Here is a 13926-nt window from a genome sequence, read left to right as displayed (position 1 = left end):
TATTATTAAGCTAACAAAGATAAATAATTGAGTTGATATTTATCCAATAAGTCGTACGATTTTTTGTTTTATCACAATGAATCTATATAAATCAGATCTTCTTTCGTTTAAGATTTAAGTATATTTGTCAATATGCAGTCGTCTTAAATGGGAAGAAATCTTTAATTTTGTGGCATGGTATGTGATGCGACATTAACTTAACACTATATTTGCATGAAAAGAAAAATCCCTTTGGTAACCACTGCTTTGGCAGGCTTATTCTTTTATTCTTCCTGCACCCCGACAGAAAAAACGGAAACGCAGGATTATACTCAATACGTTAATACCTTTATTGGTGCCGCTGATAATGGTCATACGTTTCCCGGTGCTTGTTATCCTTTCGGAATGGTGCAGACCAGTCCTGTGACAGGTGCGGTCGGTTGGAGATACTGTTCCGAATATGTTTATCAGGATACGTTGATTTGGGGATTCACCCAGACCCATCTGAACGGAACGGGATGCATGGATTTGGGAGATATTCTGGTAATGCCCGTCACTGGTACACGTGCCCGTGCATGGGATGCTTATCGTAGCCATTTCTCCAAAGATAAGGAAGCTGCCACTCCGGGTTATTATACGGTTGAACTTTCCGATCCTCAGGTGAAAGCGGAACTGACTGCTTCTATCCACGCGGCTCTGCATCGTTACACTTATCTTAAAGCCGATTCGGCTTCTGTCTTGATCGACTTGCAGCATGGGCCTGCATGGAGAGAAGAACAATACCATTCTCAAGTGAACAGTTGTGAAGTAAACTGGGAAGACGCGCAGACACTGACCGGACACGTCAATAACACTGTGTGGGTAGATCAGGACTATTTCTTTGTGATGAAGTTCAACCGCCCTGTTATAGATTCTCTTTATCTTCCGATGGGCGAAACAGAAAAAGGCAAACGTATCGTTGCCACTTTTGACATGCAGCCGGGAGAGGAACTGATGATGAAAGTAGCCTTTTCTACAACCAGTGTAGACGGAGCAAAAAAGAACCTGGAAGCCGAAATTCCTGCATGGGACTTTGACGGAGTGAAAACTGCCGCCCATAATGAATGGAATAACTATCTGAGCCGTATTGAAATAGAAGGTACTGACGATGAAAAGACCAATTTCTATACCTGTTTCTATCATGCACTGATTCAGCCGAACCAGATTTCAGATGTAGACGGTATGTATCGCAATGCTGCCGACTCCATTGTGAAGGCCGGAACAGGAACTTTCTACTCTACATTCTCTTTATGGGATACCTATCGTGCCGCTCATCCGTTCTATACATTAGTGATTCCCGAACGTGTGGATGGTTTTGTAAATTCGTTGATAGAGCAAGGTGAAGTACAAGGCTTCCTGCCTATTTGGGCGTTGTGGGGAAAAGAAAACTTCTGTATGATTGGCAATCATGGTGTATCGGTTATCGCTGAGGCTTACCGTAAAGGATTCCGTGGTTTTGATGCCGAACGTGCTTTCAATATGATAAAGAAAACACAAACGGTTTCTCATCTGTTGAAGTCCAATTGGGAAGTTTATACAAAATACGGATATTTCCCTACCGACCTGATAAAAGCGGAGTCGGTATCTTCTACTTTGGAATCAGTGTATGATGATTATGCCGCTGCCGACATGGCACGCCGTATGGGAAAAGAGGAAGATGCCGCTTATTTCGCAAAACGTGCGGATTATTATAAGAACCTCTTCGATTCGGAAACTCAATTTATGCGTCCGCGTAAGGCTGACGGAACTTGGAAAGCTCCGTTTAATCCAAGTGCGTTGGGACATTCCGAAAGTATTGGCGGTGACTATACTGAGGGGAATGCATGGCAATATACCTGGCATGTACAGCATGATGTGCCGGGATTAATCAGTCTGTTTGGCGGTGAAGAGCCTTTCTTGAACAAGTTGGATTCTTTGTTCACAGTTAAGCTCGAAGGTGAAAGCCTGTCGGATGTGACAGGTTTGATTGGGCAGTATGCTCACGGCAACGAACCGAGCCACCATGTCACTTATTTATATGCATTGGCCGGTCGTCCGGAACGTACGCAAGAGTTGGTTCGTGAAATCTTCGATACCCAATATAAGAATAAACCCGACGGACTTTGTGGCAACGATGACTGTGGTCAGATGTCAGCCTGGTATATGCTTAGCGCAATGGGATTCTATCCGGTAGATCCGGTGAGTGGGGAATATGTATTCGGTGCTCCTCAATTGCCGAAGATGGTATTGCATCTGGCTGATGGAAAGACTTTCACGGTTATTGCAGAGAACTTGTCTAAAGAACATCTGTATGTGGATAGCATAACACTGAATGGAGAACCTTACACGAAGAACTCAATATCACATGAAGATATTGTGAAGGGTGGGACGTTGGTGTATAAGATGAAGTAATTCTCAAGCATTCTCACTGCGATGAGAAAAAATACTCATTGCAGTGAGAACTTTTTCTCATACCTATGAGTATTTATTCTCATTGCAGTGAGAATAGTCCCTTGCCAGAACATACTGTGACGGCGCTTTTAGGATGACTTAGGAACGTTTTCTAGTTTATTATTGCATAATTCTACTCACTTCTATACGTTGTTTCTCAAGTTTCCCGTCATTATTGGTTCTATTACTGATTTCTTTGCAACGAATAGGGGCGCTCATTTCAAGTAAACGTAATATTTCATTCATAGACTCACCTTCAAAAGTTGCTTTATAGGAGTACTTGCCTAATTCAGGATCTTTCAGAATAAATTCCACATTATAAGTCTGTCCCAGGCGTTTGAATACATATTCCAGTGGATCATCCCTAAAAATGAGTATTCCATCTTTCCATGAACACCATTTATATGTATTGGTTTTGTTGACCTTATACAATGAAGTTGCCAGATTGTAATCAATTTTCTCTCCCGGTGAAAGGGAAATTGTCTTTTGTCTATCGAGAGTTACCGCTACTTTTCCTTTTACCAACGTTACTGCCGCTATATTATCAGGAGCATATGCATTAACATTGAATGCAGTGCCGGTAGCTTCTACTGCCAATCTTTTTGTTTTTACGATGAAAGGATGCTCTTTATCGGATTCTACTTCAAAATAAGCTTCGCCTTGCATGGAAACCACCCTTTCTTTACCTCTAAATTGGGCAGGATATTTCAGGGAACTTCCGGCATTCAGCCATACCTTCGAACCATCGGGGAGATTCACTACCGACCAAGTGCCGTAAGGAGTAAATAATTCCTGGTAAGTTTCTGCGATTAGAGGATCAGGCTTAAAATAAAGATAAGCGGATAATATCAGCAACGGGAGAAGCAAGATAGCTGCAATTTGCTGCCAGTAATATAGGAAAGACAACTTGGGACGAGCGGATACCGGTTGGCTTTTATGACGAATCTGTTCCATCACTTTTCTTTGTGCATTGTCCACGTCTATCTCTTCCGGGTTAAAAGCCGGATGGGTAACTTCCCATATGTTTTTTTGTACAAGAAAGCTTTTGTAGTTTTCGGGAGTAGCTGATACCCAGATCTCCAATTCCTTGATATCTTCTTGTGTCGCCTCTTTCGAGAGGTATTTGGAAATTATAATCTCTATGTCCGAATCTTTATGTATCATATGCATTTTTACCTTGTATATAATAGACGTTTCAGAAAGAAGAACCCACATCCATTAGTGGAAAAGAAAGAAAAAAAATAGTAGATAAAAATCTTTCAATAAAATACGAAGCTGTTTCAAGGCCTTACTGATACGTACTTCCACTGTTCTGACAGAGATATTCAGACGATCTGCAATTTCTTGATATTTAATGTTTTCCAACCGACTCATCTCAAAAACTTCCCTTTCCTGAGGCGGCAATTGTTCCAATGCATTTTTTAATTGTTGGCATAAATCGGAGTATAGAATGTAGTTCTCTGTCGTATCTATATTAATAGAGGGGGATTTAAGCTCATAGGCAATATGTTCGTCTATAATTCTTCGATGCCGCAATTCGTCCAGGCAATAATTCCGGACCGCTTTCAGCAAATATGCTTTTAGTGAGAGTTCTATTTCCAGTGTCTTCCGGTCATTCCATAATTTGAGAAATATATTTTGTACAATATCCTCACAGACTGATTTTTCCGGGATATATGTACCGCCAAACAACACCAGGTCTTTATAATAAGCACGGAATATTCGGGTAAAAGCCTGTCGGTCATCCTGTTTCAATGCTATAACCAGGAAACGATCATTGGCGGTATGTTGTTGGGTATCTGACATAGTATTGCAGTAGAAATTCTGTTGTTGGGGTAAAAATAGAAAGATTATTTGGGATAAACGATAGTTTGAAGAAAAAATAGTTCGGATAAAAAATAATGCGGTAAGAGATGTGGCTTTTATTTTTAGAAACGTCTTATTGGTAGAAACGAGAGAAACACACACTTTTATTAACCTTTAAATAATACAAGTCATGGGAAAAACATAATCAGTAAATTTAGCTTCTGACAACTGATAAAAAAAGGAAGGTCTGACTCACCTTCCTTTCCAAAGATTCAGTTATTCGTTAATCAACTTATTTGTAGAACCAATAACCAAACATGTAAAGGTATGAAACTTATTTCAATTAGGAAAATGAAAAAGAGAATTAATGTACCTGCGAATGTAAAAATGGGGAATTTTTGTGCAGTATGGCTGTTTTGTCTTGTCTTGCAAGCAATTAGTATGCCTGTTTGCGCACAGTCTGCCAAGATTACATTGCGATTGAAAAATGTGACCGTAGAGGAGGTTTTGACCAATATTGAAAAACAGACAAACTATCGTTTTCTGTACAATAAGGATATTGTCGATGTAAACCGTATAGTGGATATCTCCGTGAGAAATGAAAGGATGACTCAGGTATTGGATAAACTGTTTAAAGGTGAGGGAGTGTCTTACGTCATTGAAAAACGCCAAATTGTACTGAACAGAAATTCGTCTTGGCAACAGGGTAACAAACGAACGGTCAAGGTGACAGGAAAAGTAGTGGACGAATCGGGTGAGACGCTTCCGGGAGTAACCGTTATGATAGAAGGGGCTACACAAGGAACTATTACCGGTCTTGACGGCAGCTACCTGTTGCAAGTTCCGGAAGGTTCGACACTGAAATTTACTTCAATAGGCTATATCGCATATATACAGAAAATCACAGGGCCGATAACATTGAATGTGACGATGAAAGAAGATTCGAAACAATTGGATGAAGTTGTTGTGGTGGGGTATGGAACCCAAAAGAAGATAAACTTGACGGGAGCCGTTTCAACCATCAATGTTGAAAAAGAACTGGATTCCCGTCCTTTGACTAATCTTTCAATGGCATTGTCCGGGATGAGTGCAGGAGTGCAGACATTGCAATCGTCCGGTAAACCCAACAGTGATATGGCGACCATACGTATCCGTGGTATTGGAACATTGAACAATTCCAACCCTTTAGTATTGGTTGACGGGATGGAATTATCATTCAATGATATAAATCCCAATGACGTTGCTTCAATTTCCATCTTGAAAGATGCCGCTTCATGTGCTATCTATGGTAATCGTGGGGCGAATGGTGTTATAATGATTACCACAAAGGAAGGGAAAAAAGGCAAGACATCAGTGAATTATTCAGGAAAGTTTTCCTTGAACCAACCGTCAAATCTGATTCAACTTGTGAGCAATAGTGCCGATTATTTCGAATTAATGAACGAATCAGCCCGGAATATCGGGCAAAGTGATATTTTCAGCCATAACACGATAACAGAATGGAGAGAAGCGGCGAAAAATCCTAATGGTCTTGCAGAGTCCGGTTATCCTAACTATGTCTCTTATCCGAATACCGATTGGTATAAAGAACTGTTTCAGAATAAAATAATGAGCGAACATACGATTTCGGTTGTTGGTGCTTCCGACAATGTGAATTATAATTTTTCCGGTTCTTTCCTGGATAACCCGGGACTAATACAAGATACGGGGCTTCGGAAATATTACATACGCTCCAATATAACTGTGAAAGTGAAGGACTGGTTGCAGATAGGCAACCGTTCGCACGGTTATCATACAGACCAGGATCGGAATGAAGTGGATGCTTTTACAGGTGGAATACATGGGCAGAAGCTTCCACCGGATATTTATCCTGAATATGATGGAAAATTAGGACTTCCCGAAGCGGTAGAAGAAGATCCGACATCTTCCAACCCTCTTCATTTGTTAGCTTCTTCGGGTGGTTCTTTCAAATATGAACAGTTAAATACTTCTATGTTTGCAGATGCTACAATCCTCAAAGATTTTGTGTATCATGTTGAGTTTGACTATATGCGCTATCGCCATGATGCCGACTGGCTTTCCAGGCAAGTCGGGAGATATAGTTTTAGAAGAGACAAACAGGTGGAGCAACCTACAACTTTAGAGAATATGTCGAAAGCGGTTTATTCGGAAGAATCCAAAAGATGGCGCTTCGTACAGACATTGGATTGGACTAGAAGTTTTGGAAAACATGATTTGGGAGCACTTGCAGGCTATGAAGCCATACGTAACTGGGGATTTAATACGGATATGGCAAAACAAGGAGCTGCCGACGCAAGCTTGACAGACTTGTCTACATATACGGAATTGAGCAATATAACGGGAGCTACCTGGGAAAATACTTCCCGCTCTTTTTTCGGTCGTCTGACCTATGCTTATAAAAGCAGATACCTGTTTGAAGTAAATGCCCGTTACGACGGTTCCTCTCGTTTTGCGCCGGAAAGCCGTTGGGGATTTTTCCCGTCTTTCTCCGGTGGATGGCGTGTCTCGGAAGAATCATTCATGCAAGGTTCGCCTTTTGACAATCTGAAAGTACGTTTGTCGTGGGGAAAGTTAGGAAATAATAGTATTGGAGACTATGAATGGCAGGCTACTTATTCCGGAAGTAATTATATTTTTGGAGATAAACTGACCTCGGGATTGGCGCAGACCGTAATTGCTAATCAAAAATTGCGTTGGGAGAGTGTGACACAGGCTAATCTCGGATTGGATTTCGCTATATTGAGTAATAGGCTGGTTGGAGAATTTGATATTTACAATAAGGTTACCGATGGCATCCTTTACCGTCCGGGTGTTTATGCAACGATGGGAAACAAGACACCCGCCCGTCAAAATTATGCCGAGGTTACCAATAAGGGCGTTGAATTGACATTGAACTGGAACGACCGTGTCAATGAATGGTCCTATTCTCTCTCTGGGAATTTCTCTTATAATAAGAATTATGTCAGCAAATTTAAAGGAACTTTAAAGAATAGCTGGGAATATGACGGGAACGGCAATTATGTCTATAAGTCGAATCTGGGAGATGTGTCTGACGGCGGGGATAACAGGATAATCGAAGGACATATTATCAATGAATATTATCTGAAAGAGCCTTATAAGGGGGATGCCACTTATTTCTTCAATAACGGGTTGGTTAATCCTGCCGGAGGACCTAAAGACGGAATGATTCGTACGGAACAGGATATGCAGTGGTTGAAAGCGATGCAAGATCAAGGTTACGTATTCTATCCTAACCAAAAAATAGGAAAGGCTAATTTATGGTATGGCGATTATATTTATGCTGATATAAACGGGGACGGACTTTATGGAAATGACTATGATAAGAAATTTCAGAAAGTATCGTCAGTTCCGAAATATTATTATGGATTGCAGGGCGCGGTGTCATGGAAAGGATTTGATGTTTCCATGAATTGGCAGGGAGCGGCAGGCTTTTCCATTTATTGGTATTCGGTAGGACAAAATTCCACATCCACGATTTTGGGCTATGGATTATCGAAAGAACTTCAAAAAGACCATTATTTTTATGATCCGGAGAATCCCGACGACCCTCGTACCAATTTACATTCGAAGAACTCACGCCTGACGCTTAATCAAACCAATCAGGCAACAGAAGCGAGTACATTGCATCTCGAAAAAGGTAATTTCCTGAAACTGCGTAACCTGACTATTGGTTATACGCTTCCGCAAACATGGACACGGAAGTTTTATGCCAATAAAGTACGTGTCTATTTTTCAGGTGAAAACTTGTTGACTATAACCAAATTCTCAGGTATGGATCCGGAAATGCAGACTGGTATGGGATATGTTACAATGCGCCAGTTTGCGTTAGGTATTAATATTAATTTTTAATCTGTGCGACAATGAAAAAGACTATCTCGATTATTACACTTGGCGGCATATTAATGTTGTTTGTCTATGCTTGTTCTGCAGACTTTTTGGATACGAAACCGGCTAATGTCATATCTACAGCCGGAGTTTGGGATAACGCAGAGCTGGCAGTTCAAGTTGTGAATGGAGTATATAACGCTTTGCGGGCCGATTACGCGACCAATAGTGGCTATGACGGTGAGTTGCATTTTTATGATTATCGCTCCAGCATAATGGATATGGACCGTAACTGGATTTGGCATACACCGACGCTTTTCGGAGTAGCCACTCCTTCATCAACAGAATTTCTCTCAGCCTGGAAGCGTTATTATGAATTGATTCACAGAGCTAATGATGTAATAGCTAATATAGGAAAGACACCCGATATGAGTGACGGGAAGAAAGCGCAATATATTGCAGAGTGTAAGTTTCTTCGGGCGTATAATTATTATCGGATGAATATTTTATGGAAAGGAGTCCCGCTTTATTTGGAACCGGTGACAGCCGAGGAATGTATAAAAGGGCGTTCTACAGAACAGGAAATCTGGAATGCAGTGTTGGCTGATCTGACAGCTTGTGTCGAAGAACCGAACCTGCCTGCCAAGTATGCTGCCGGTAGCTCGGACTACGGACGGATCACAAAAGCTGCCGCCTATTCATTGCGGGGGAAAACTTATTTGTGGCTGAAACAATATGATAAGGCGGAAGATGATTTCAGGGCAATCACTAAGATGGGGTATTTATTATTCGGAGATTACAAAGCTCTTTTTAAGGAAGCTAACGAACGTTGTGATGAAATGATATTTACCATTCCTTGTATAGAAAACCCTTCCGGTTACGGGTCTGTTTTTAATTGGGCTTTTGGTAACCGGACAACGAGTGGTTCAGGGTGGAACAATTATCTGCCGAATCCTGCCTTTATAGACAGTTATGAGTGTGCGGACGGCAAACCGTTTGACTGGGATGATTATCTTCCCGGTTATTCTACGATGACTCCGAGAGAACGTTCCGTATTTTTCTTGCGGGATAACCTGACTGACGGGGAGATTAAAATAATGGGAAGTTATGGTGCTGATATGGAGCAATATCTTCCCAATGGAAATGAAGCGCGTATTAAGGCTGCTTATGCAGGCAGGGATCCGCGCCTGGCTATGAATGTGATAACCCCTTATTCCACATATCTGGGTGGTGTGACAGGCTCGGCAGTCTCATATACATTGCGCTGGCCATATCGGGGCTCTGACGATGCCGAACCTTATGATATCCGGACGGACACTAATGATAAGTTTTATTACTTGATCCGGAAGTTTGTGTATGAAGGTACGGAACATACGATAATGGAGCGTTCGCCGATTGATATTCCATTGATCCGTTATGCAGATGTGCTTCTGAATCTGGCTGAAGCACTGACAGAACAGGGAAAATGGGAAGAAGCCATACCCTATGTCAATGATGTCCGCGGCAGAGTAGGAGCACAGGCGTTGAATACCAACGATTATACCACAGTAAAAGGCTTGGACGATATGCGCCAACGTGTCCGTAAGGAGCGATATTGGGAATTGGCTTTTGAAGAATATATGTTCTTCGATGAACTCCGATGGGGAACATGGAAAGAGAAAAAGTTTTATGAAGGCAACGGGTTGATGGAAGTCTGGGGAAATACTACCTATTCTTATTTGTGGGGTGGTGATTATCTTTGGAAATGGGCGATACCTGCTTCGGAAATGGAAAAGAACTCAAATTTAGTACAAAATGATGGATGGAATAATTAATATGAAAACACATATGCTTATTATAATAAATTTATTAGCTACACTGATGTTTGTTGCATCATGTAAGCAAGATGCGGAGGGGTCTTTTTTCTTTAAGATAGAAGATGGATTACAAGAATGGCATGTGGAAGCAGAAGGCGGAGAGCAGGAATATACAGTAGAGGCTAATGCTCCATGGCAGATTGTGCATAAAGGGATAGGTACATGGGCTAAAGTTTCTCCTCGCAGAAGTGAGGGAGCGGGAAGTTTTCTGATAACAGTCAAGGAAAATGAAAGTGAGGAAGAACGTTCCGTGTCACTTGCCGTGCAGCTGGCAGGAAAGGATTATCCTGTCACTATCTCTATTACTCAGGAAGGCAAGCCTTCGGAGCCTGTTCCACCGGTAGAGGAAGATTATCCGATAGTGTATAATTCATTCCGTGTGCGTGACCCGTTTATTTTTGCGGATCCCATATCTGAAAAATATTATTTGCATGTTCATGCAGACGACGCGCTATATCCGACGGCAGCCAATCAGATTGCCGTGGCTGTTAGCCGTAATTTGCGTGATTGGCGGAAGGCCGGAATCAGCTTTGAAGCACCGGCAAGTTTTTGGGGAAAGACTGATTTCTGGGCTCCCGACCTTTATTATTATGAAGGCAAGTATTATATGTTTGCTACTTTCAGCGGGGCGGATGAAGTACGGGGAGCATCCGTATTGGTATCTGATAAACCGGAAGGGCCGTTTATTCCATTAGTCAACAGGCCGATTACTCCTAATGGATGGCAAGCATTGGATGCTGCACTTTTTGTTGATGAAAACAAGGATCCGTGGATTGTATTCAGCCATGAATGGACGCAAATCTCCGATGGAACTATTGTCGCGCAGAAATTGACAAAAGATTTGAAAGAAGCGGCTGACGAACCGGTGACCTTGTTTGCGGCAAGTGCGGCGCCTTGGGTTATTAGAAATTCGTATTATGTATCAGACGCTCCATTCCTGTACAGGGCAAACAATGGTGAACTTCTGATGCTATGGTCCAGTTTCTTGTTGGGAAAGGACGGGAACGGGCAATATACTATCGGCGTAGCCCGCTCTCAATCGGGAAATATTCTCGGACCTTGGATACAGGATCCTCAACCGTTAAATCCGGATGATAATGGGGGGCATGCCATGATTTTTAAAGATTTTGATGGAGTTTTACGCATCTCGTACCATTCTCCTAATACTCCGGGAGGCAGTGAACGGCTTACGATACATCGGATTGTTGATAATGACGGACAATTGTCTATTGATTTTTCCTCGGCATTAAGTAATTAAAACTGATATAGTATGAAGTACATAATTCTATATGGAATGTGTGTAATAGCTCAGATGCTATTATTCACAGGATGCGAAGATAAGGAACAGGCTTCTCCTTACTTGGCACTTGATAAGGATGAACTGAACCAGTCGTTTGCGGCTGCTGCAAGCACTAAGGAGATAACCCTGTTTTCTAATCTGGAAGTAACCACTGGCATATCTCCTGCGGAAGCGACAGCCTGGTGCCGGTTTAGTTTGAAGAACGTAACGGAAGACGAATCGGTTCTGACTATCAGTGTGGATGAAAATACAGTAAAGCAAGGAAGAAAAGCGACTATAACTCTCACTGCTCCTGATTATCGGAATGTAAAAGTCGATGTTATTCAGTCAGGCATCATCTTGCCTATAAGACTGACGGAATTTGAGCCGCAGAATGGTGGAAAGGGAGATATAGTAACGCTCAAAGGTGAAAACTTCGGAGATATAGCGGCCAATCTGCGTGTTTCTTTCGGAACTGCTGTTGCCGAAATCCTTTCAGCAAGTGATACGGAATTACAGGTGAAAGTGCCTAAAATAACGAATAGCGAGACTTGTAAGATAAGTGTGAAACTGGACAAAATGGAGGAAGCCTATACCGATGACTTTATGTACGAGAAACGTTGGTGGATAGAAAATCTGAAAGTGGATGTATTGCCTTCGGCAATTGCTGTTGACGACGCCGGAAAGAATATTCTCTTTTTACGCCGTTTTCCGGATGACCGGATTCCGGCTGAACTGGGACTTTATCGTTTGTCGGAAACAGGTGAAGTATCTTTCCTTGCCGGTTATGACCGTGTGGCGGGAGGATATGGCTTTACAAGTGTTGTTTATGATAATGTTTCCAAGAAGTTTTATACAATAGCTGAATGTGGTGGTACGGCAATCCAACTTATTGTAGTTGATCCGGCTAATAACTGGTCGACCGAGGTGAAAGCAGTCGAAGCAGGTATTGACGGCTATTGGGGTGTTGGATTGACTGCTAGTAAGGGTAAATTATATACCCGGCAGGGATGGACAAATACTGTTATAGAAATAGACCCTTCGGCATGGACTGCAAAAACAATAGGATTGGTCGAACGGCATGGCAGCCAGGAGTTTTCGACGGCTCTTGCTGTTGCTACCGGTACGAATAATTTGTATGTGCAAATCAGGTCGACGTCCGAACTGGCATATATTGATGTCACGACAGGCGAAGTTACTTGGCTGAACACTTCTACCGAGACTGGTTATTGGGACGGTGCGTTTGGCGAAGCCCGTTTCTTGAGGGGGGAACAGATGTGTTCGGACGATGAAGGTAATATTTATATTGTTGACCAAGACAATCATGCTATTCGTATGGTGAATGACACAGGAGTTTCGACTGTCATTGGCGGCAATGGTTCCGGTGCTGTAAATGGCGTTGGCAAAGATGCAAAATTATGTGCTCCTTCGGGATTATGCATGGATGCTAACGGGGTTATGTATATTGGAGACACATGGAATGCCAGTATCAGAAAAGCGGTTTTTGAGTAGTACTTTTATATTGTAGAATATTGAAATATAAAATCTTATGAGAAATATATTAGTAGCATTTTTTATTGGCGTTATATTGTTGGGTTCTTGTAATCAGACAACAACTCCTGTCCGTGAAGTCTGGACAAAAGAACAAGCTAATGAATGGTATAAACAATGGGGATGGCTTCGCGGCTGTGATTTCATTCCGAGTACGGCTATCAACCAACTGGAAATGTGGCAGGCGGATACTTTCGATCCGGTGACAATAGAACGCGAACTTGGTTGGGCGGCAGGAATCGGAATGAATTGTATGCGTGTATATTTACACCACTTGCTTTGGGAAACGGATAAGGAAGGATTTAAGAAACGTATCAATGAATATCTCGCTATTGCCGATAAACATCATATTTCTACCATCTTTGTCTTTTTGGACGATTGCTGGAATCCTGTTTACCAGGCAGGCAGACAACCGGAGCCACAACCGGGAGTGCATAATTCGGGCTGGGTTCGTGATCCGGGTGATCTGTATTATAAAGGCGATACGGCAGCTATACTTCCGGTATTGGAAAGTTATGTGAAAGATATTCTGGTTACCTTTAAGGATGACAAGAGAATCGTGTTATGGGATTTATATAACGAACCCGGTGGTTCGGGCAATTACAGGTATGGTGAAAAGAGTTTGTCTTTATTGCAGAAAATATTTACGTGGGGACGGACGGTTAATCCGTCACAACCTCTGTCTGCCGGAGTATGGGATATGAATTTGACCAATCTCAATAAATACCAGTTGGAAAACTCGGACGTGATTACTTATCATACGTATGAATCTTTGGATATGCACAAGCAACTGATAGATTCATTGAAACAATACGGGCGTCCGATGATTTGTACGGAATACATGGCACGAACTCAGAATAGTACTTTTCAGGATATTATGCCTATGTTGAAGGAGGAAAATATAGGTGCAATAAACTGGGGGCTGGTGGCAGGAAAAACAAATACGAACTTTGCATGGGAAACTCCATTACCTGATGTTGTTGAACCGCCATTATGGTTTCATGATATTTTCCGTAGTGATGGGACACCTTATTCGGAGGATGAAGTGGGTTGTATTCGTTCATTGACTAGATAATTTCCTAATGATGGCTGTAAGGAATATATAAATAATGATATCAG

General features: G+C 42.0%; 8 protein-coding genes. 6 read left to right on the top strand and 2 right to left on the bottom strand.

Going from position 1 to position 13926, the window contains the following annotated elements:
- The first annotated feature begins 213 nt into the window (after positions 1-213).
- Positions 214-2409, top strand: a complete 2196-nt coding sequence (locus AB5443_RS03775; RefSeq protein ID WP_277135303.1) for a GH92 family glycosyl hydrolase — start codon at positions 214-216, stop codon at positions 2407-2409.
- 159 nt (positions 2410-2568) lie between these two features.
- On the opposite strand, the gene AB5443_RS03770 is transcribed toward AB5443_RS03775, so the two are convergent.
- Together AB5443_RS03770 and AB5443_RS03765 are read right to left on the bottom strand one after the other, a co-directional pair.
- On the bottom strand, positions 2569-3612 hold the full coding sequence (locus AB5443_RS03770) for a FecR family protein (protein WP_277135302.1): 1044 nt from the start codon (positions 3610-3612) through the stop codon (positions 2569-2571).
- Positions 3613-3666: 54 nt separating this feature from the next.
- Positions 3667-4254, bottom strand: coding sequence for an RNA polymerase sigma-70 factor (locus tag AB5443_RS03765; RefSeq protein WP_277135301.1), 588 nt, complete (start codon positions 4252-4254; stop codon positions 3667-3669).
- 351 nt (positions 4255-4605) lie between these two features.
- Between AB5443_RS03765 and AB5443_RS03760 the strand changes: the two genes are divergently transcribed.
- The 5 genes from AB5443_RS03760 to AB5443_RS03740 are packed head-to-tail and all read left to right on the top strand — an operon-like array spanning position 4606 to position 13882.
- The gene (locus tag AB5443_RS03760) at positions 4606-8145 is read left to right on the top strand and encodes a TonB-dependent receptor (protein ID WP_277135300.1); all 3540 of its coding nucleotides are present in this window, start codon (positions 4606-4608) and stop codon (positions 8143-8145) included.
- Positions 8146-8156: 11 nt separating this feature from the next.
- Positions 8157-9935 (top strand): RagB/SusD family nutrient uptake outer membrane protein, encoded by a 1779-nt coding sequence (locus tag AB5443_RS03755; protein WP_277135299.1) that lies wholly within the window; start codon positions 8157-8159, stop codon positions 9933-9935.
- A gap of 13 nt (positions 9936-9948) precedes the next feature.
- On the top strand, positions 9949-11235 hold the full coding sequence (locus AB5443_RS03750; protein WP_022138072.1) for a family 43 glycosylhydrolase: 1287 nt from the start codon (positions 9949-9951) through the stop codon (positions 11233-11235).
- Between the two features lie 12 nt (positions 11236-11247).
- Positions 11248-12768 carry an IPT/TIG domain-containing protein gene (locus AB5443_RS03745; RefSeq protein ID WP_277135298.1) on the top strand — a complete coding sequence of 507 codons (1521 nt, stop codon included), beginning with the start codon at positions 11248-11250 and terminating at the stop codon, positions 12766-12768.
- Positions 12769-12805: 37 nt separating this feature from the next.
- Entirely contained in the window at positions 12806-13882 is a 1077-nt protein-coding gene (locus AB5443_RS03740) for a cellulase family glycosylhydrolase (protein WP_277135297.1), read from the top strand.
- Positions 13883-13926: the final 44 nt, after the last annotated feature.

The sequence above is a fragment of the Bacteroides sp. RTP21281st1_H5_RTP21281_210402 genome (assembly GCF_040918965.1).
In the GTDB taxonomy this organism is placed as follows: Bacteria; Bacteroidota; Bacteroidia; order Bacteroidales; family Bacteroidaceae; genus Bacteroides; species Bacteroides congonensis.
Note: the sequence above shows the minus strand (reverse complement) of the source record. Positions and strands in the feature narration are given on the sequence as shown.

Excerpts from the sequence above, each read along its gene's own strand:
- AB5443_RS03765 (WP_277135301.1), bottom strand. The coding sequence starts at position 4,254 with ATGTCAGATACCCAACAACATACCGCCAATGATCGTTTCCTGGTTATA.
- AB5443_RS03770 (WP_277135302.1), bottom strand. The coding sequence starts at position 3,612 with ATGATACATAAAGATTCGGACATAGAGATTATAATTTCCAAATACCTC.
- AB5443_RS03750 (WP_022138072.1), top strand. The coding sequence starts at position 9,949 with ATGCTTATTATAATAAATTTATTAGCTACACTGATGTTTGTTGCATCA.
- AB5443_RS03775 (WP_277135303.1), top strand. The coding sequence starts at position 214 with ATGAAAAGAAAAATCCCTTTGGTAACCACTGCTTTGGCAGGCTTATTC.
- AB5443_RS03760 (WP_277135300.1), top strand. The coding sequence starts at position 4,606 with ATGAAAAAGAGAATTAATGTACCTGCGAATGTAAAAATGGGGAATTTT.
- AB5443_RS03745 (WP_277135298.1), top strand. The coding sequence starts at position 11,248 with ATGAAGTACATAATTCTATATGGAATGTGTGTAATAGCTCAGATGCTA.
- AB5443_RS03755 (WP_277135299.1), top strand. The coding sequence starts at position 8,157 with ATGAAAAAGACTATCTCGATTATTACACTTGGCGGCATATTAATGTTG.
- AB5443_RS03740 (WP_277135297.1), top strand. The coding sequence starts at position 12,806 with ATGAGAAATATATTAGTAGCATTTTTTATTGGCGTTATATTGTTGGGT.